We start from the raw sequence: 18,214 nt of genomic DNA, 5'->3' as shown, positions 1-18,214 counted from the left end.
GGTGTGTCAGTCAGCAATANCCCGCTCCCACATTGGTTTTGTGGTGCACATAAAAATTATCCACAGGAGCGTGGACCATGCGTTGGGCGACGTATTTCGCCGTGTTGGCGTCTGTCTTGAGTGTTGGTCTGGCCCTGGGGGTCAGCATGCCGCTGGTGTCGTTGCGCCTGGAGGGTTGGGGTTACGGTTCGTTTGCCATTGGTGTGATGGCGGCGATGCCGGCCATCGGCGTGTTGCTGGGGGCGAAGGTTTCCAGTCATCTGGCCGCGCACTTCGGCACGGCGAACCTGATGCGCCTGTGCCTGTGGGCCGGGGCGCTGTCCATCGGCCTGCTGGCGCTGCTGCCGAGCTACCCGATCTGGCTGGTATTGCGGCTGATGATCGGCGTGGTTCTGACCATCGTGTTCATCCTCGGCGAGAGCTGGATCAATCAACTGGTGGTCGAGCACTGGCGCGGACGATTGGTGGCACTGTATGGCAGCAGTTATGCGCTGAGCCAACTGTCTGGTCCATTACTGCTGGGTGCGCTTGGCACCGATCACGATTACGGCTTCTGGGTGGGTGTCGGTCTGCTGATCGCTTCGCCGTTTCTGCTGCTGGGCCGCAGTGGCGCGCCGAGCAGCGAGGCCAGCAGCGTGACCTTCGGCGATCTGTGGGGCTTCGCTCGCGAACTGCCGGCCATCGCCTGGGCGGTGTCTTTGTTCGCCGCATTCGAAGCGATGATCCTGACGCTGTTGCCGGTGTATTGCCTGCAACAGGGCTTCACCGCTGAAATCGCGCTGGCGATGGTCAGCACTGTGGTGGTGGGCGATGCGCTGCTGCAATTGCCCATCGGTGCGCTGGCCGACTACCTGTCGCGACGGACCCTGTTCACCGGCTGCGCCGTGGTGTTGATGCTGTCGAGCCTGGCGATCCCGATCCTGCTCGACACCTTGCTGATCTGGCCGCTGTGGGTGCTGTTCGGCGCCAGTGCCGGTGGTCTGTTCACGCTTTCGCTGATTCTGATTGGCGAGCGTTACCGCGACGATGCGCTGGTGCGCGCCAATGCGCATGTCGCGCAGCTGTGGGGTGTCGGTTGTCTGATCGGGCCGTTGATGGCGGGCGCGGGCAGCCAGTGGATCAGCGGACATGCGTTGCCGTGGCTGATGGCGGCCGGCGCGTTCGGGCTGGTGATTCTGCTGTCGCGACAAGGGGCGTTCGGCAAGGTGCCGGAGCCCGCTTGATGAGGCGGCTGGAGCGGGTTGCTACAGCATCCGCTCCAGTCCCACGGTGGTGCTGAACCACGCATTGAAGCGCCGCCACCAGTTGCCGGGCTCCTTGGTCAGCGTGTGCATCTGGCCATTGTCCTCGGTGACCCACACCACTTTTCCGTCCTGCAGTTTCGCTTCGTAGCTGAGCGCCGGCGCCATGCCTTGCAAGGCCAGTTCGCGCACGTGCGCCGCCAGTTCGGGGCTGTCCACCAGCACCCCGACTTCGGTGTTCCACAGCACCGAGCGCGGGTCGAAATTGAACGAGCCGATGAACGATTTTTTGCCGTCGAAGATCATCGCCTTGCTGTGCAGGCTCGAATCCGAGCCGCGATAGGACTTGCTGTAAAACAGGTGCGGGCCACTGCCGTCGTTATCCCCAGGCTGGCGCCGCAGCTCAAACAGCTTCACGCCATGTTCCAGCAACGCCTTGCGATACGGCGCATAACCGCCGTGCACCGCCGGCACGTCGGTGGCTTCCAGCGAGTTGGTCAGCAGGCTTACCGACACGCCCGCATCGGCGCGGCCGGTCAGGTAGACCAGCCCCGGTTGTCCCGGCACGAAATAGGCAGAAATCATCACCAGTTCTTTGCTGACACCGGTCAGCTCCGGCGCCAGTTGTGTGGTCAGCAGCAGCTGCGGGTCGGGTTCGCCCTTGGCCAGCACCTTGCTCGGCGCATCCCACAACGCCTGATTCCAGGCCCAGATCAGCTCCCGGCGCCAGACGTCCATGCGCGGAGCGGTGCGGTAAGTCATCAACTGCTGATACAGCGCGTGATTCTGTTTGCGGGTCTCTTCCAGGGATTCTTCCAGGCGCGTGCGGGTGTTCTGCAGGTCTTTGGCCGTGGGTTTGCTGGAAAGGAATTCGTCGATCGGCTTGCTCAGGGCACTGTTCCAGTACTGGTCGAAACTGTGCCCGAGCTGTTCGGCGACCGGCCCGACACTGAGCATGTCGATGTCGGTGAAGTTCAGGTTGGGCTCGGCATCGAAGTATTCATCGCCCAGATTGCGCCCGCCGACGATCGCCACACTGTTGTCCGCCAGCCACAACTTGTTGTGCATGCGCCGATGTTGCAGCGACAGGTTGAACAGCCGCCCGGCCGCACGGGTCACACCGGTGCTGCGCCCCAGGTGCAGCGGATTGAACAGACGGATCTGGATCTGTGGATGCGCCGCGAGGGTGGCGATGATGAGGTCGAGACCGTCGCTGGTGGTGTCGTCCAGCAGGATCCGCACCCGCACGCCACGGTCGGCAGCCTTCAACAATTCTTCCACCAGCATTCGGGTGCTGATGCCGTCATGGACGATGTAGTACTGCAAATCGAGGCTGCTTTGGGCGTTGCGGATCAGCTCGGCGCGGGCGGTAAAGGCTTCGGTACTGTTGGACAGCAGGCGAAAACCGGACTGGCCCTTGTAGGGCGCCGCCTGGGCCTGGATCGAACGGCCGAATGCCGATCCGTTGGCTGGCAGGGTCTGGCTGGGTTCTCGTGGAACATCCAGTGAGGCGCACCCGGCGAGCAGCAGGACGAACATCAGTGCAAATGGCAGGGAATGTCTTGAGCTCAAGTCGGATCGTTCCGGGTGTGGGCGAGGTCAGGAGTATGGCACGGCGCACGCAGCGTGTTATCCGTTCGACGGTCAGTCAATCCGAGCCCTGGACCAGAGCGGCTTGTAGCTTATGACTGTCGGGCAAGCGAGAGTTCTTAAACGAATTGACGATTTTTCCGGCTCACATCAGCTACACCTTGCAGCGATTTTTCCGGTGCCGATTAAGCCCTCGCCTTACATCACTCCCATGACGCAATCGGAATAATCGCCGTGCTGATTTTGAGGAAGGACATTTCTGTTTTTCACTCAGAAAAGGCGCAGCTGGCTGTAATTTTTTGATTCTTATGGAGTGAGAATTTTCATGCGCAAGACCTTTCGTGCGATAGCTGTCGCAAGCGCCCTGTGCCCGGCATTGGCCATGGCCGACGGTGCGGATCTGACGATCACCGGTACTATCATCCCGACTTCGTGTACGCCGGCCTTCGCCGGCGGCAACACGGTGGATCTGGGCAATATTTCCGCCGCCGCACTGAACCGGGACAGTCAGACCGAACTGACCAACCACAACGTCACCCTGAGTGTCAGTTGTTCGGCGTCCGCACCCATGGCCATCAAGGTGCATGACAATCAGGCCCATACCCAATTGCCTGGTATCGTCGTCGACGGCTCGGATTGGGCCATGTACATCTACGGGATAGGTGAGGTGGCGGGTACCAAGATCGGTGGGTATGGCCTGCGATTCGGCACGCCGACCGTCGATGGCCAGACCTCTATCGTGATGTACAAACAGGGTGCAAACGCCAATTGGGATATCCCGGCGCCTGCCACGCTGGTCGGGAAAAACTACGAAGGCAATCTTCGCTATTCCTGGGGGCGCAGCCTGGCTGCAGGTCCATTGCCAGGGGTGGTGCACACTTTTCCCATGACGCTGGTGCCGGTGATCGGGCCGGCGTCGAACCTTCCGATCACTTCTGAAATCGCGCTCAGAGGCTCGGCGACTTTCGAGCTGCTCTACCTCTGACAGGGCGCGCAACGCGCAACCATCGACAGGCTTCGGTCGCTTCCGAGGCCTGTCCTTTCCAATCAACCCGATCGGTTGGTCCGTAGCCCGGCATGGATGCCGGTTGCGTGCTTGCCTGTGGAAAATTCCATGAACGCCATTGTGCGAAATGCCATCGCCAGCGTGTTGCTGGTTTCTTTGTGGGTGCCAAAGCCGATCCACGCAGCGGGAATGGTTCCCGAGACCCCTGTCGTGGTGCTGGACGAAGGCGTTGGGGAAGCGGGCATCAACGTGTTCAATAGCGAGCCGCATCCAGCACTGCTGCACACGTCCATTGAAGACGTACCGCAGGACACCGAGTCATTGTTGCTGCTGACGCCCCCGGTCGCCCGGGTCGAACCCGGCACCACGCAGCGTGTGCGCTTCATCCTTCGCAGCGCCGAACCTTTGAAGACCGAGCGCCTCAAGCGTGTGGTGTTCGAGGGCATCGCACCGCAGGACTCCTCGAGTAAAGCCCAGGTCAGTCTGAGCGTGCGGCAAAACATTCCAGCGATCCTGCGCCCGGCGAGCCTGCCGGTCGACCGAGAGCCATGGAAGCATCTGGTCTGGTCGCGAAAGGGCGCTGAAGTACAAGTTCTCAACCCCAGTCCGTATGTTGTGCGGCTGGGGCATTCGGTGACTTTGTTGCCAGGCAAAAAGGAAATGGATCTGGGTCGCACCTATGTACTGCCCGGTGAGCAACTGACCTTGAGCGGGACGGCTGAGCCGAGCCATTCGCCAACTCAGGTGCGGCTGTTCCCGGTCACCACCTATGGTTTCGCCATCGCGCACTTTGACGCTCCGTTGGTGACGGACTGATGCATTGGCGTGGTTATGCCGACGCTGTGTTGATGGTGGTTTTGAGTTTCGTTCATAGCGCCGAAAGCGCAGAGCTTGGGGGGGTGCAGTTCAATGAGGATGTACTGAAATCACGTGGACTGGATCCGCGCCTGGCCGAGTATTTCAGCCAGGCACCGCGCTTTCGCGAGGGCGTGCAGGCCGTAACACTCTCGGTCAACGGCGTCCCCAAGGGGCGGGTACAGGTCACGTTCGATGCCGAGGGCGAGTTGTGTTTCGCGCCGTCACTTCTGGAGCGGGGTGGCATCAGGGCGACGGATCACGTCGAGTCGACGGGTGAAACGGGGTGCGAGCTGTTTGCCCGGTATTTTCCGGACGCAGTGGTGCAGGCCGATCCGTCGCAGGAGCACGTCGCGTTGTTGATGCCCACCGATAAACTGTTGCCCGAGCGTCCGGCTCGCCGCAGCTTCGTCAACGGTGGTACGGCGGGCCTGTTCAACTACGACGCCTTGCTGCTTGGCAGCCGTTACGCCAGACAGTCTTCGCAGTACCGTAGTCTGAACGCCGAGCTGGGCTTGAATGCGGCGGACTGGTTGTTTCGCAGTCGTCAGGTGTACAGCGAGTTTGCCGGTCAGGAGCGTATCGAGCACCTGTATACCTACGCTTCGCACACTTCGGAACACTATCAGGCCAACTTGCAACTGGGTCAGTTGAACCTGGTATCGCCACTGTTTTCCGGTGAGGCTTTTAATGGCTTTCAGGTGCAGCCGGAGCTCGCCTTGATGGCGCTGGACGAAGACAGTTCGGGTGCGCGGGTCGAAGGGATTGCCTATTCCGCGGCCCGGATCGAAGTCACCCAGAACGGTGCGCTGATCTACACCACGGTGGTGCCCAGTGGTCCGTTCACGCTGGTGGGTTTGCCGCTGCTCAGTCAGAGCGTGGATCTGGAGGTGACGGTCCACGAGGAAGACGGGCAGCAACGGCGTTTTATTGTGCCGGCGACACAATTGCGGGGTGGGATGACGGGCCGGGCGCCAGGTTATGGGCTGGCGGTCGGTCAGGTACGACGCTATGCCGGTGATGAGCGCGATGCTCCGGCGTTTGCGGCAGCCAGCAAGGACTGGCCACTGAGCCCACGCTGGCAGGCCACGGCCGGTGCGATGCTCGGCAGCGGCTATCAGTCGCTCGGTTGGGCACTGCAGGGCGGCGTTGGCGATCGCCTGGTAGTCAGTGGTCGTCAGGTGCTTTCCCGGGCGCAGGACCAGGCACTGACCGGCACGCAGTTGCAGTGGACCGCGAGCGGTTTGTTGAGTGAAAGGTTATCGGCAAGTGTCGCGCTGACCCAGCAGACCCAGGGTTTTCGCACACTCTCGGATACCACCTGGGATGCGCGCAATGATCGACCGTTCCAGCGGATGCGCAATCAACTGACGGCCAACCTCAGCACCAGCAGCCCGATGTTCGGTGGGTTTTCCGGCAGCTACTCGCGGTTTTCCATGTTTGACGGGACGGCCAACTCAAGAGTTGCCTTGGCCTGGTCGCAGAGCATTCGCCGGGCCAACGTGACATTGACGGTTGAGCGCGCTGTCGCGGGGGCCACGGACGATGCCCGCGGCACAGCGGCCTATCTGAGCGTCAGTTTGCCGCTGGGCAAGCGCCGGACCGTGCACGGCTATGTGCGCAGCGACGACGTGAGCGGTACCCGCAGTGGTCTGCGGTTCAACGAACAACTGAGCGATACCCTGGCTTACAGCATCGGCGCCGAGCGACCGGATGACGGCCGTGCCGGGTTCAACGGGCGGGTCAATCTGTTGCCCCGCTACAGTCAGATGGACATGGGCTATGCCCGCAGCGGTGCCGGCGACCAGAGCTATGACATCGGCCTGCGTGGCGGTGCACTGGTGCATGGTGGCGGCGTGACCCTGTCGCCCTATCCGCTGCGCGAAACCTTCGCCTTGCTCAAGGCCGGTGACAGTGCTGGCGTCAAATTGAATACCCCGCGCGGTCCGGTCTGGACCGATGGCTCCGGACACGCCGTGGCGGCCAGTCTGCCGGCGTACAGCAAGGCACGGGTCGAACTCGATACGGCCAGCCTGCGGCGCAATGTCGATGTGCACAACGCTTATCAGGAGGTCGAGGCCGGACGTGGCGCGGTGCCGCACCTGGCGTTCGAGATGGTGACCGCACGGCGCGTGCTGTTGCAGGCGCGCATGCCGGATGACGATTTTGTCTACAAGGGTGTCGGCGTGTTTGACGGGCAGGGACAGTACGTCACCAGCGTGCTGGAGGCCGGGCGGATTTTCCTGTCCGACTTGCAGCCAGGCCTTCAATTGCACGTGCTGTTGCCGGATGGTCAGCGTTGTCGCCTGGAGTTCGCCCTGAGCCTGGAGCCTGACGCCGACGCACTGTATGAAACTGCATCGGCTATCTGCCGGATTGCCTGAAAAAGGAAAACATCATGCAAGGATTGAAGAACGGCGCTACATGCGTACTGCTGGCGGGCACTTTGACAGCCATGGCCCGGGTAGAGGCGAACCCCGATTGCACCGTCAGACTTGGCCCGGCCGTCATCGACTTCGGGACCACGACGCGCGGGCAATTACTGGCGCAGTCTGTCCAGGGTGATCCGTTGAGTTTCGGTCTTCGTCGCGCTCAGGCCTCCGTCCAATGCAGCCGGTCAGGCCCGTTGCGACTGGAACTGGTCGGGCCCGCCGCGGCTGCCGGGCTTTACCGTTTCGGCGCCGGTACGCTCAAGGTGCGTGTGATGAGTGTGCGGGTCGACGGCAAACCGGCGCAGTGGCTCAGCGAGGGGCTGGTAGACGGGCCGGACGCTGATGTCCTGCGTCCTGGTTCCAGACTGATACCTGCGCTCGCCGGAGTCGGGATAGAGGGGCAGGGCATGGAGGTCGAGCTGGAACTGGACGCGCGGATTCCATCTGCGGCGAGCCGGGTCAGTGACCTGACCCGCTTCGAGACTGATCTGGGATTGCGTCTGCGCTAAAGCACCTCCGCGTCAGCAGTTGTCACTTTCAGCCAGCAGCTTGATGGCGGCCGCGCCGACCTTGCGCACTGCTTCTTCGATCAGCGGCGTCGGTTTGGCCGCGTAGTTCATGCGCAGGCAATTGCGATATTTGCCCGAGGCGGAAAAGATGCTGCCGACGGCAATCTGTACGCCCTGATCGTGCAGCGCACGATTCAGTTTCAGCGTATCGAAACCTTCCGGCAGTTCGACCCAGAGCATGAAGCTGCCCTGCGGGCGGCTGGCGCGGGTGCCGGCCGGGAAGTAACGGGTCACCCAGTCGATCATCACGTCGCGATTGCGCTGGTATTGCGTGCGCATCCGCCGCAAATGCGGTTCGAAGTGCCCGGCCTTGAGAAATTCGGCGATGGCGATCTGCGGTTGCGGTGCCGTGGAGCCAGTGCTGATGTATTTCATGTGCAGCACCCGCTCGAGATAGCGGCCGGGCGCGACCCAGCCAATGCGCAGGCCCGGCGCCAGGGTCTTGGAGAACGAACTGCACAGCAGCACGCGGCCGTCTTCGTCGAAGGATTTGATCGTGCGCGGACGTGGGTAGGTGTAGGCCAGTTCGCCATACACATCGTCCTCGATGATCGCCACGTCGAAGCGCTGGGCCAGGTTGAGCAGGGCACGTTTGCGCGACTCCGGCATGATGTAGCCAAGCGGGTTGTTGCAGTTGGGCGTGAGCTGGATGACCTTGATCGGCCATTGTTCCAGCGCCAGTTCCAAGGCTTCTAGGCTGATGCCGGTGAGCGGGTCGGTGGGGATTTCCAGGGCTTTCATGCCCAGGCCTTTTAGGGTCTGCATGGCGCCGTGGAAGCTCGGCGAATCCACCGCGACGATGTCGCCGGGCTCGCAGATCGCGTGGATGCTGGTGGATAGCGCTTCGTGGCAACCAGTGGTGACCACCAGGTCGCTTGCGCTCAACTGGCAGCCGGAATCGAGCATCAGCCGGGCAATCTGTTCACGCAATTCGAGAGTGCCGTGGATGTTGTCGTAATACAGACCGGGCATGTCCTGACGGCGGCTGATACGGGCCAGTCCGCGCAGCAGTGGTTTCATCGTCGGCGACGAGATGTCCGGCATGCCGCGACCCAGCTGCACCACGTCCTTGCGCGGCACGGCGCGAATCAGTTCCAGCACCTGATCCCACTGGGAAATTTCCACCGGCCGCTGCGCCGGACGCCCCACCGCCGGCAGTTCCGGCAACTCGCGACCGACCGGCACGAAGTACCCGGACTTGGGTTTCGGCGTGGCCAGGCCGCTGTCTTCCAGCATGCGATAGGCCTGCTGCACCGTGCTCAGGCTGACCCCGTGTTCGACGCTCAGGGCGCGCACCGACGGCAGTCGGTCGCCGGGGCGGTAGAAGCCTTGTTCGATGCGCGTGCCGAGCAGTTCGGCGAGGTTTACATACAGGGTCATGACACTGCCTCGGTGCAGGTGATTCGGTAAACCGGTACAGATGCGGCAAAAATCGACAATTCAGAGCTTGAGACGATCAATCTGTATGGAATTAATACAGATCTGTTGAATCTGTAATGCTTTTGCCCGCCCGCGCATCATGGAATCTCTGGCTACCCAAGTAAACAGGAGCAATCAAAATGAACGGCTTGAGCGATGTGCGGCTGACGTTACACAGTCAGGAACTGGAGGCAGGGCAACAGGGCAATGCGCGCAACGAGAGCATGTGCAACGCACCGTCCGGCCTGAGTCGCTGGGACCTGTTCTGGCATCGTCTGCACACGCGCAAGGCGTTGCTGCGCCTGACGCCGGAACAGCTCAAGGATATCGGGCTGACCCGCGAGCAGGCGCTGGAGGAGGGATTGAAGCCGTTCTGGCGGATCTGAAATCTTCGATGCCTGTTTCGGCCCCCTTCGCGAGCAAGCTCGCTCCCGAATTCGACCGTGTTCTCCAGTCGAAGCGCGGTCACCTGTGGGAGCGGGCTTGCTCGCGAAGGCGTATTCAGAGCCTCAACAAAAACATCAGACCAACTCTTTGAGCCGATGCCACAACATCCCCAACGCCAGCAGCGGCGAACGCAGATGTTTGCCGCCGGGGAAGGTGATGTGTGGCACTTTGGCGAACAGGTCGAAACCGCCGCTGTGCTGTCCGCTGATGGCTTCGGCCAGTAGCTTGCCCGCCAAATGCGTGGCATTCACGCCATGGCCGGAATAGGCCTGGGCGTAATACACGTTCGGCTGCTCCGCGAGCCGGCCAATCTGCGGCAGACGGTTAGCGCCGATGCCGATCATCCCGCCCCACTGATAATCAATATTTACCGAGGCCAGTTGCGGAAACACTTCCAGCATTTTGGGCCGCATGTACGCGCCGATGTCCTTCGGATCGCGCCCCGAGTAATGGCAGGCGCCGCCGAACAGCAGGCGCCGGTCCGCCGAGAGCCGATAGTAATCCAGCGCCACCCGCTGGTCGCAGACCGCCATGTTCTGTGGCAACAGGTCGTGAGCCTGTTCTTCGCTCAGCGGTTCGGTGGCAATGATGTAGCTGCCGGCCGGCAGCACCTTGCCGCTGAGTTGCGGATTGAGGTCATTGAGATAGGCATTGCAGCCCAGCACCAGAGTTTTCGCCCGCACCGAACCTTGTGCGGTGTGCACCCGGACTTCAGGGCCGTAGTCGATGCGGGTGACCGCCGATTGTTCGAACAGCTTCACCCCCAGTTGCTGCGCTGCTGCGGCTTCGCCGAGTGCCAGGTTCAGGGGGTGCAGATGCCCGGAGCCCATGTCGATCAGGCCGCCGACGTAGCGTTTGGAGCCGACCACGGTGTGCATTTCGTTCGCTTGCAGCAGGCGGGTTTCGTAGCGGTAACCGAGGCTGCGCAGCTCTTCGGCGTCTTCGGCAAAACCTTCAAGGTCGGAAGGTTTGTTGGCGAGGTCGCAGTAACCCCAGGTCAGGTCGCAGGGGATCTGAAATTTTTCGACGCGCTGGCGGACGATTTCCACCGCTTCCAGGCCCATGAGTTTCATCTGACGTACGCCGTCGGTGCCGATCACGTTGGCGAATTGATCGAGGCCGTGACCGACCCCGCGAATCAGTTGCCCGCCGTTGCGACCGCTGGCGCCCCAGCCGATCCGGTTCGCCTCCAGCAACACGACGCTCAAACCCCGTTCAGCCAATTCCAGCGCCGTGTTCAGCCCGGAGAAGCCGCCACCGACCACGCACACGTCCGCGATCAGTTCACCTTGCAGCACCGGATGGTCGGGGTGCGGCAGGCTGCTGGCGGCGTAATAAGAGGCAACGTGGGGTTGGCTCGCGGAGGCGTGGGCGCGGGCATTCATGGGCGTCATCCTGAGCGGGTGTCGAGAAAATTTGACGGAGCATAAGCCGCAGGCCCGAGGACGGGCAACATTGGTCGGCCCGTGGTGTCTGGATCACGGCTTTTGCGGCACAATTGCCGCCTATTCCGCTCCGGTTACCGCTGCAATGAGCTGCAACAGTCAGAAAATCCGCGCCCTGCGTCAGCAGATTCCCACGTTCGAGTGCGTGCCGGGCTGTCATGACTGCTGCGGGCCGGTGACCACTTCGCCCGAGGAAATGTCCCGCCTGCCGCGCAAGACCCGCGCCGAGCAGGATGCGGCCATGGAAGAACTCAACTGTGTGCATCTGGGGCCAAATGGCTGCACGGTGTATGACGAGCGGCCGCTGATTTGCCGGTTGTTCGGTACGACGAAGACCTTGCCGTGCCCCAACGGCCGACGACCGGTGGAGCTGATTCACCCGCGGGTCGAGAAGCAAGTGTTCGAGTACATGGCCGAAAATCGGCAAGTGCTGGTTTGAGCGATCAGTCCGGAATCGGCAGGCTCAGGCTCTCCTTTACTTCTTCCATGACGATGTAGCTCTTGGATTCGCGCACGTGCGGCAACTTGAGCAGGATGTCGCCCAGCAATTTGCGGTACGAAGCCATCTCGGAAATCCGCGCCTTCACCAGATAGTCGAAATCCCCTGACACCAGGTGGCATTCGAGCACGTGGGGCAATTTCAGCACCGCACGTCGGAACTCTTCGAAAGTATCGCCGGATTTGTAGTCGAGACTGATCTCGACGAAAACCAGCAGACTACCCTTCAAGTGCTGCGGATTCAGGCGGGCGTTGTAGCCCATGATGATCCCCTCGCGCTCCAGGCGCCGCACCCGCTCGGTGCACGGCGTGGTGGAGAGCCCGACCTTTTCGCCCAGTTCGGTGAATGAAATACGCCCGTCCGCCTGCAGGATCCGCAAGATGTTGCGGTCGATCTTGTCCAGCTCACGTTTGGTTTGAGTGTTGGTACGCATAGGGGATGCGCCTCCGTGAAAAGGGTTTTTGCCGAGAATTGTCGCCAAATATAGGCGCTTATACAGTGAAAAGCACTGGCAAATCTTTTTTACACTGCGCGCATCATTGCTCTAACAACAGACGTACGCGGCACGCCGCGATGAGGGATACAAAATGCGCGTTATGGTCTTGGGTAGCGGCGTCATCGGTACCGCCAGTGCTTACTATCTGGCCCGTGCCGGGTTTGAAGTGGTGGTGGTCGACCGGCAGCCCGCTGCGGCCATGGAGACCAGTTTCGCCAACGCCGGCCAGGTCTCGCCAGGCTACGCCTCGCCGTGGGCTGCGCCGGGCGTACCCCTCAAAGCCATCAAGTGGCTGCTGCAACGCCACGCGCCGCTGGCGATCAAGGCCACCGCCGACATCGACCAGTACCTGTGGATGGCGCAGATGCTGCGCAACTGCACCGCCAACCGTTACGCGGTGAACAAGGAGCGCATGGTGCGTCTGTCCGAGTACAGCCGCGACTGCCTCGACGAATTGCGCGCCGAGACCGGCATCGCCTACGAAGGCCGCAGCCTCGGCACCACCCAGTTGTTCCGCACCCAGGCACAACTGGATAACGCCGCCAAAGACATCGCCGTACTGAAAGAATCCGGCGTACCGTTCGAAGTGCTCGACCGCGACGGCATTGCGCGCGTCGAACCGGCGCTGGCGGGTGTCACCGACATCCTCGCCGGTGCCCTGCGCCTGCCGAACGACCAGACCGGCGACTGCCAGATCTTCACCACCCGCCTCGCCGAAATGGCTACCAAGCTCGGTGTGGAATTCCGCTTTGGCCAGGATATCCAGCGCCTCGACTTCGCCGGTGACCGCATCAACGGCGTATGGATCGACGGCAAGCTGGAAACCGCCGACCGCTACGTGCTGGCCCTCGGCAGCTACTCGCCGCAACTGCTCAAGCCGCTGGGCATCAAGGCCCCGGTGTATCCGTTGAAGGGCTACTCGCTGACTGTGCCGATCACCAACCCGGCCATGGCTCCGACCTCGACCATTCTCGACGAGACCTACAAGGTCGCGATCACCCGTTTCGACAACCGCATCCGCGTCGGCGGCATGGCGGAGATCGCGGGTTTTGACCTGTCGCTCAACCCGCGTCGGCGCGAAACCCTGGAGATGATCGTCAACGACCTTTATCCTCAGGGCGGCAATCTGGCCGAAGCGAGCTTCTGGACCGGCCTGCGTCCAACCACCCCGGATGGCACGCCGATCGTCGGCGCCACCCCGTTCAAGAACCTGTTCCTGAACACCGGTCACGGCACTCTCGGCTGGACCATGGCGTGCGGCTCCGGTCGCTTGCTGGCCGACCTGATGGCGAAGAAAAAGCCGCAGATCAGCGCCGAAGGTCTCGATATTTCCCGTTATGGCAACACCACCCAGGAGTCCGCAAAGCATGGCAATCCAGCGCCAGCTCACCAATGAGCGCATGAGTCAGATCGTCAGCCACAACGGTACGGTGTATCTGTCCGGGCAGGTCGGCGATGACTTCAACGCCGGTGTCGAACAGCAGACCCGCGACGTACTCGCCAACATCGAGCGCCTGCTCGATCTGGCCGGCACCGACAAGCAGCATCTGCTGTCGGCGACGATCTACCTGAACGACATCGAGGCGCACTTTGCCGGCATGAATTCGGTGTGGGATCAGTGGCTGCCCAAAGGCGCCGCCCCGGCCCGCGCCACCGTCGAAGCGAAGATGGCCAAGCCGAGCATCCTGGTCGAGATCTCTATCGTCGCCGCGTTGCCGTAACCCGTTGTAAAGATCCCTCTCCCGGTGCTGTTGGCGGTTCACGCCGTCAGCCAGCGCCGGTTTTTATTCCCATGACCGCCAAGAAGTCTGCTGCCATGCGTCCTGCCCGTGCCCTGATCGACCTTCAAGCCCTGCGTCACAACTACCGTATCGCCCGTGAAGTCACCGGTGCCAAGGCACTGGCGGTGATCAAGGCCGATGCCTACGGCCATGGCGCGGTGCGTTGCGCCCAGGCGCTGGAGGCTGAAGCGGACGGCTTCGCGGTGGCGTGCATCGAAGAAGCCCTGGAGCTGCGTGCCGCCGGGATTCGCGCGCCAGTGCTGCTGCTTGAAGGTTTTTTCGAGGCCGATGAGCTGGCGCTGATCGTCGAGCACGATTTCTGGTGCGTGGTGCATTCGCTGTGGCAGCTCGAAGCGATCGAGCAGGCGGCGTTGAGCAAGCCGATCACCGTGTGGCTGAAGCTCGATTCGGGCATGCACCGCGTGGGCCTGCATCCCAAGGATTACCCGGCGGCTTACCAACGTTTGCTGGCCAGCGGCAAAGTGGCCAAAGTCGTGCTGATGAGCCACTTCGCCCGGGCCGATGAACTGCACGAGCAGAGCAGCGCCGATCAGGTCGCGGTGTTCGAAGCCGCGCGTCAGGGCCTGGCGGCCGAAGTCAGCCTGCGCAACTCGCCGGCGGTGCTGGGCTGGCCGCAGATTCACAGCGACTGGGTGCGCCCGGGCATCATGCTCTACGGCGCCACCCCGTTCGAAGAAGCCAACGCCGTGGCCGAGCGCCTGCAGCCGGTGATGACCCTGGAATCGAAAGTCATCAGCGTGCGCGAATTGCCGGCCGGCGAGCCGGTGGGTTACGGCGCGAAGTTCATCACCGACAAACCGATGCGCATCGGCGTGGTCGCCATGGGTTACGCCGACGGTTATCCGCGTCAGGCGCCGACCGGCACCCCGGTGCTGGTGGCCGGCCAGCGCAGCCGCATTCTTGGGCGGGTGTCGATGGACATGCTGTGCATCGACCTGACTGACGTACCGCAGGCCGGCCTCGGTTCGACCGTCGAGTTGTGGGGCAAAAACATCCTCGCCAGCGATGTGGCGAAGTGGGCGGACACCATTCCGTACCAGATCTTCTGCAATCTGCGCCGGGTGCCAAGGCTCTATTCCGAGGGTTGAAGCGCTAGCGGGGCCCAAGTGTTGTAAATACTGAACGCTGTCGCCATGATAACGCTCAATATTTCTACAACATCAGGAGGCTCCAGCCTTGGACGTCGGTGAACGACTGCAATCGATCCGCAAGCTCAAAGGGCTTTCCCAGCGTGAACTCGCCAAGCGCGCGGGCGTCACCAACAGCACCATTTCGATGATCGAAAAGAACAGCGTCAGCCCTTCGATCAGTTCGCTGAGGAAGGTTCTGGGCGGGATTCCCATGTCCATGGTCGAGTTCTTTTCCGAAGAGATCCTGCAGGAAAAACCGACCCAGATCGTCTACAAGGCCAACGAGCTGATCGACATTTCCGACGGCGCCGTGACCATGAAACTGGTCGGCCGCGCGCACCCGAGTCGGGCCATCGCGTTCCTCAATGAAATCTACCCGCCGGGCGCCGACACCGGCGAAGAAATGCTGACCCACGAAGGCGAGGAAACCGGGATTCTGGTGGAAGGGCGCCTGGAACTGGTGGTAGGCCTTGAAACTTTTATCCTCGAAGCCGGCGACAGCTACTACTTTGAAAGTACCAAGCCGCATCGTTTCCGTAACCCTTTCGATGCACCGGCGCGACTAATCAGCGCAGCCACGCCGGCGAATTTTTAAACCAAGAGGCGCCAGGCCATACGGCAAAGGCACCCGAAACGTTTTTCCACAGCGCGATATAACCCCTTCGACTTTGGGGTTGTTTCAGTGAAGCGGGCTAACCGCTATACTTGCGCCCGCCTGCGAACCGTGGCCGCAGGCGTGAATAGCCACCATTGAGGGTGAACGCGTGAACCTAATTATGAAAATGCTGGCTGCACCAGCAACCGTACTGGCCCTCTGGGCTGTCAGCGCTCAAGCTGCGACGAATGACGACATTGCCAAACGCCTTGAGCCGGTCGGCCAGGTGTGTGTTCAAGGGCAAGAGTGCAAGGGGATGGAAGTCGCTGCTTCGGCAGGCGGCGGTGGCGGCGCCAAGACGCCGGACGAAGTGATTGCCAAACATTGCAACGCTTGCCACGGCTCCGGTCTGCTGGGCGCCCCGAAAATCGGTGACGCCGCAGCCTGGAAAGAGCGCGCCGATCACCAGGGCGGCCTCGACGGCATCCTGGCCAAGGCCATCACCGGCATCAACTCGATGCCGCCAAAAGGCACCTGCGCCGACTGCTCCGATGAAGAGCTCAAGGGCGCGATCCAGAAGATGTCCGGCCTGAAATAAGCCGCGCTTCTGACGAAAAAAACCGTCTCCGGACGGTTTTTTTGTGCCCGCGATTCAGGCCTGAGGCTGTTCTTTGCAGCAAACAACCGGCAATCTCGGTCGTACCTCTATTCACGGAACGGGCAGGAGGCTTCAGATGGTGCAGTTGTGTTCGATCGAACAGGCGGTGGACGACGTGCTGGCGCGGTTGCCGGCGCACATCCACATGGGCCTGCCGCTGGGCCTGGGCAAACCCAATCCCTTCGTCAACGCGCTGTACCGGCGGATTGCCGGATTGCCCGAACGTCAGCTGACGATCTACACCGCCTTGTGCCTTGGCCGTCCGACCCTGGGCGATGGTTTGCAGAAGCGCTTCATCGAACCCTTCGTCGAGCGGGTGTTCGGCGATTACCCGGAGCTGGAATTCCTCGCCGACCTGCACCGCGACAGCCTGCCGTCCAACATCCGCATCGAGCAATTCTTCATGCAGCCCGGTAGCCTGCTCAACAGCGCGCCGGCCCAGCAGGATTACGTCAGCAGCAACTACAGCCACGCCGCCCGCGACATCAACGCCGCCGGGCTGAATCTGGTGGCGCAATTGCTCGCCAGCAGCAGCGAACACCCGGATCGCCTGAGCCTCAGTTGCAACCCGGACATCACTCTCGACCTGTTCCCGATGATCGCCAAACGCCGGGCGGCGGGGGAGACCATTCTGCTGGTCGGCCAGGTGCACACCGAGTTGCCGTACATGCCGGGCGACGCCGAAGTCGACATCGATACCTTCGACCTGCTGATCGACGAGAAGGACAGCAGCACGCTGTTTTCCACGCCGAACATGCCTGTCGGCTTTCAGGATCATTTCATCGGTTTGCACGCCAGCACCTTGGTGCGCGATGGCGGTACTTTGCAGATCGGTATCGGCTCGATGGGCGATGCGCTGACCGCTGCGTTGCTGGCGCGTCAGGCCGACAACGCCGGATATCAGGACTTGCTGACCGATGTGAACCTCAGCCAGTGGGCGCAGTTGATCGAACGCGAGGGGGGCATCGAGCCCTTCGCCAAAGGCCTGTACGGTTGCAGCGAAATGTTCGTCAACGGCCTGCTGGTGCTGGCCGAAGCCGGGATCATCCGGCGCAAGGTCTACCCGGACGTGCAGACTCAGGAGCAGGCCAACGCCGGGACCCTCGACGAGGCGGCGCAAACCGACGGCATCTCGATCCACGGCGGATTCTTCCTCGGGCCGCGCAGTTTCTATGAACGCTTGCGTGAGTTGCCGCTGAGCAAACGCCTCGAATTCAACATGACCCGCATCAGCTACATCAACGAGCTGTACGGGCAGGAAGAGCTCAAACGCCTGCAGCGTCTGGATGCGCGGTTCATCAACACCGTGTTCACCATGACCCTGCTGGGCGCCGGGGTGGCGGATCAGCTGGAAGACGGGCGGGTACTCAGCGGCGTCGGCGGGCAATACAACTTCGTCGCTCAGGGCCATGCGCTGCACGATGCGCGGTCGATTCTGCTGCTGCGCAGCTGGCGCGAATCCGGCGGTGACGTCAGTTCGAACATCGTCTGGGAGTACGGCCATTGCACGATTCCGCGGCACTTGCGCGACATCGTGGTCACCGAGTACGGCATCGCCGATCTGCGCGGCAAGTCAGATGCGGTGGTGATCGAAGCGCTGTTGAACATCAGCGACTCGCGCTTCCAGCAGGGCCTGATCGAACAGGCGCAGAAGGTCGGCAAGCTGCCAAAGGACTTTCGTCTCGATCCGCGCTTTACCGACAACACCCCACAACGCTTGCAGGCGATTGCCGCACGGCATCCGAACCTGTTTCCGGAGTATCCGCTGGGCTGCGATTTCACGGAGGTCGAAAAGGATCTGTTGCGGGCGCTGAACTGGCTCAAGAGCAAATTCAAGCTGACGGAGATTCTGGAGTTGGGCAAGGCCGCGCTGGATGCGCCTGAGGCTTCGCTGTATCCGGAGCATCTGGCGCGCATGCAGCTCACTGATCCGGAAGGTCTTAAGGAAGACCTGTTTCAGCGGTTGCTCCTCACTGGCCTCAAAGCTACCGCGCAATAATGTTCACCGTAAAACCAACTGTGGGAGCGGG

General features: G+C 61.8%; 17 protein-coding genes. 13 read left to right on the top strand and 4 right to left on the bottom strand.

Annotated features, from left to right (window positions below; genetic code table 11):
- The first annotated feature begins 77 nt into the window (after window positions 1-77).
- Complete coding sequence (locus tag ACTJK9_RS18425; RefSeq protein WP_085612079.1) at window positions 78-1,223, top strand: MFS transporter; 1,146 nt, start codon at window positions 78-80, stop codon at window positions 1,221-1,223.
- A 21-nt stretch (window positions 1,224-1,244) separates the two neighbouring features.
- On the opposite strand, the gene ACTJK9_RS18420 is transcribed toward ACTJK9_RS18425, so the two are convergent.
- Window positions 1,245-2,780 carry a phospholipase D family protein gene (locus tag ACTJK9_RS18420; protein WP_139831671.1) on the bottom strand — a complete coding sequence of 512 codons (1,536 nt, stop codon included), beginning with the start codon at window positions 2,778-2,780 and terminating at the stop codon, window positions 1,245-1,247.
- 376 nt (window positions 2,781-3,156) lie between these two features.
- Here ACTJK9_RS18420 and ACTJK9_RS18415 point away from each other — a divergent pair, with 376 nt between their 5' ends.
- From ACTJK9_RS18415 to ACTJK9_RS18400, 4 genes are all read left to right on the top strand, one after another.
- The gene (locus ACTJK9_RS18415) at window positions 3,157-3,816 is read left to right on the top strand and encodes a DUF1120 domain-containing protein (protein WP_085612077.1); all 660 of its coding nucleotides are present in this window, start codon (window positions 3,157-3,159) and stop codon (window positions 3,814-3,816) included.
- A 129-nt stretch (window positions 3,817-3,945) separates the two neighbouring features.
- Complete coding sequence (locus ACTJK9_RS18410) at window positions 3,946-4,653, top strand: fimbria/pilus chaperone family protein (RefSeq protein WP_085612076.1); 708 nt, start codon at window positions 3,946-3,948, stop codon at window positions 4,651-4,653.
- The gene (locus ACTJK9_RS18405; protein WP_440815280.1) at window positions 4,653-7,076 is read left to right on the top strand and encodes a fimbria/pilus outer membrane usher protein; all 2,424 of its coding nucleotides are present in this window, start codon (window positions 4,653-4,655) and stop codon (window positions 7,074-7,076) included. Before ACTJK9_RS18410 ends, ACTJK9_RS18405 begins: the two co-directional genes overlap by 1 nt.
- Before the next feature lie 14 nt (window positions 7,077-7,090).
- Window positions 7,091-7,633 (top strand): hypothetical protein, encoded by a 543-nt coding sequence (locus ACTJK9_RS18400; RefSeq protein ID WP_221398333.1) that lies wholly within the window; start codon window positions 7,091-7,093, stop codon window positions 7,631-7,633.
- A 12-nt stretch (window positions 7,634-7,645) separates the two neighbouring features.
- Here ACTJK9_RS18400 and ACTJK9_RS18395 read toward each other — a convergent pair whose 3' ends face one another.
- On the bottom strand, window positions 7,646-9,073 hold the full coding sequence (locus ACTJK9_RS18395; protein ID WP_085612073.1) for an aminotransferase-like domain-containing protein: 1,428 nt from the start codon (window positions 9,071-9,073) through the stop codon (window positions 7,646-7,648).
- 179 nt (window positions 9,074-9,252) lie between these two features.
- Here ACTJK9_RS18395 and ACTJK9_RS18390 point away from each other — a divergent pair, with 179 nt between their 5' ends.
- Window positions 9,253-9,498, top strand: a complete 246-nt coding sequence (locus tag ACTJK9_RS18390) for a DUF1127 domain-containing protein (protein ID WP_440815276.1) — start codon at window positions 9,253-9,255, stop codon at window positions 9,496-9,498.
- Between the two features lie 135 nt (window positions 9,499-9,633).
- Here the strand turns inward: ACTJK9_RS18390 and ACTJK9_RS18385 are convergent, their stop codons facing one another.
- Window positions 9,634-10,944: an NAD(P)/FAD-dependent oxidoreductase gene (locus tag ACTJK9_RS18385; protein ID WP_085612072.1), complete on the bottom strand. Its 1,311-nt coding sequence runs from the start codon at window positions 10,942-10,944 to the stop codon at window positions 9,634-9,636.
- A gap of 145 nt (window positions 10,945-11,089) precedes the next feature.
- On the opposite strand from ACTJK9_RS18385, the gene ACTJK9_RS18380 reads away from it, so the two are divergent.
- The gene (locus tag ACTJK9_RS18380; RefSeq protein WP_440815272.1) at window positions 11,090-11,443 is read left to right on the top strand and encodes a YkgJ family cysteine cluster protein; all 354 of its coding nucleotides are present in this window, start codon (window positions 11,090-11,092) and stop codon (window positions 11,441-11,443) included.
- A 4-nt stretch (window positions 11,444-11,447) separates the two neighbouring features.
- On the opposite strand, the gene ACTJK9_RS18375 is transcribed toward ACTJK9_RS18380, so the two are convergent.
- Complete coding sequence (locus ACTJK9_RS18375) at window positions 11,448-11,936, bottom strand: Lrp/AsnC ligand binding domain-containing protein (protein WP_003177284.1); 489 nt, start codon at window positions 11,934-11,936, stop codon at window positions 11,448-11,450.
- A 154-nt stretch (window positions 11,937-12,090) separates the two neighbouring features.
- Here ACTJK9_RS18375 and dadA point away from each other — a divergent pair, with 154 nt between their 5' ends.
- From dadA to ACTJK9_RS18345, 6 genes are all read left to right on the top strand, one after another.
- Complete coding sequence (gene dadA / locus ACTJK9_RS18370; RefSeq protein WP_064600388.1) at window positions 12,091-13,395, top strand: D-amino acid dehydrogenase; 1,305 nt, start codon at window positions 12,091-12,093, stop codon at window positions 13,393-13,395.
- Window positions 13,367-13,720 carry a RidA family protein gene (locus ACTJK9_RS18365; protein ID WP_039765240.1) on the top strand — a complete coding sequence of 118 codons (354 nt, stop codon included), beginning with the start codon at window positions 13,367-13,369 and terminating at the stop codon, window positions 13,718-13,720. Before dadA ends, ACTJK9_RS18365 begins: the two co-directional genes overlap by 29 nt.
- 95 nt (window positions 13,721-13,815) lie before the next feature.
- Window positions 13,816-14,889, top strand: coding sequence for an alanine racemase (gene alr, locus ACTJK9_RS18360; RefSeq protein ID WP_085612071.1), 1,074 nt, complete (start codon window positions 13,816-13,818; stop codon window positions 14,887-14,889).
- Window positions 14,890-14,977: 88 nt separating this feature from the next.
- Complete coding sequence (locus ACTJK9_RS18355) at window positions 14,978-15,526, top strand: cupin domain-containing protein (RefSeq protein WP_003229444.1); 549 nt, start codon at window positions 14,978-14,980, stop codon at window positions 15,524-15,526.
- A gap of 181 nt (window positions 15,527-15,707) precedes the next feature.
- A complete protein-coding gene (locus tag ACTJK9_RS18350) occupies window positions 15,708-16,124 on the top strand; it encodes a c-type cytochrome (RefSeq protein ID WP_064600380.1) in 417 nt (138 codons plus the stop codon).
- 136 nt (window positions 16,125-16,260) lie between these two features.
- Entirely contained in the window at window positions 16,261-18,183 is a 1,923-nt protein-coding gene (locus ACTJK9_RS18345; RefSeq protein ID WP_085612070.1) for an acetyl-CoA hydrolase/transferase C-terminal domain-containing protein, read from the top strand.
- Window positions 18,184-18,214 lie beyond the last annotated feature (31 nt).

The sequence above is a fragment of the Pseudomonas sp. 22082 genome (genome assembly GCF_052046055.1).
Taxonomy (GTDB): domain Bacteria; phylum Pseudomonadota; class Gammaproteobacteria; order Pseudomonadales; family Pseudomonadaceae; genus Aquipseudomonas; species Aquipseudomonas pharyngis.
This window is presented reverse-complemented; position numbering and strand designations above follow the sequence as displayed.

Coding starts and splice junctions, on each gene's coding strand:
- ACTJK9_RS18425 (WP_085612079.1), top strand. CDS start 78: ATGCGTTGGGCGACGTATTTCGCCGTGTTGGCGTCTGTCTTGAGTGTT.
- ACTJK9_RS18420 (WP_139831671.1), bottom strand. CDS start 2,780: ATGTTCGTCCTGCTGCTCGCCGGGTGCGCCTCACTGGATGTTCCACGA.
- ACTJK9_RS18415 (WP_085612077.1), top strand. CDS start 3,157: ATGCGCAAGACCTTTCGTGCGATAGCTGTCGCAAGCGCCCTGTGCCCG.
- ACTJK9_RS18410 (WP_085612076.1), top strand. CDS start 3,946: ATGAACGCCATTGTGCGAAATGCCATCGCCAGCGTGTTGCTGGTTTCT.
- ACTJK9_RS18405 (WP_440815280.1), top strand. CDS start 4,653: ATGCATTGGCGTGGTTATGCCGACGCTGTGTTGATGGTGGTTTTGAGT.
- ACTJK9_RS18400 (WP_221398333.1), top strand. CDS start 7,091: ATGCAAGGATTGAAGAACGGCGCTACATGCGTACTGCTGGCGGGCACT.
- ACTJK9_RS18395 (WP_085612073.1), bottom strand. CDS start 9,073: ATGACCCTGTATGTAAACCTCGCCGAACTGCTCGGCACGCGCATCGAA.
- ACTJK9_RS18390 (WP_440815276.1), top strand. CDS start 9,253: ATGAACGGCTTGAGCGATGTGCGGCTGACGTTACACAGTCAGGAACTG.
- ACTJK9_RS18385 (WP_085612072.1), bottom strand. CDS start 10,944: ATGAATGCCCGCGCCCACGCCTCCGCGAGCCAACCCCACGTTGCCTCT.
- ACTJK9_RS18380 (WP_440815272.1), top strand. CDS start 11,090: ATGAGCTGCAACAGTCAGAAAATCCGCGCCCTGCGTCAGCAGATTCCC.
- ACTJK9_RS18375 (WP_003177284.1), bottom strand. CDS start 11,936: ATGCGTACCAACACTCAAACCAAACGTGAGCTGGACAAGATCGACCGC.
- dadA (WP_064600388.1), top strand. CDS start 12,091: ATGCGCGTTATGGTCTTGGGTAGCGGCGTCATCGGTACCGCCAGTGCT.
- ACTJK9_RS18365 (WP_039765240.1), top strand. CDS start 13,367: ATGGCAATCCAGCGCCAGCTCACCAATGAGCGCATGAGTCAGATCGTC.
- alr (WP_085612071.1), top strand. CDS start 13,816: ATGCGTCCTGCCCGTGCCCTGATCGACCTTCAAGCCCTGCGTCACAAC.
- ACTJK9_RS18350 (WP_064600380.1), top strand. CDS start 15,708: ATGAAAATGCTGGCTGCACCAGCAACCGTACTGGCCCTCTGGGCTGTC.
- ACTJK9_RS18345 (WP_085612070.1), top strand. CDS start 16,261: ATGGTGCAGTTGTGTTCGATCGAACAGGCGGTGGACGACGTGCTGGCG.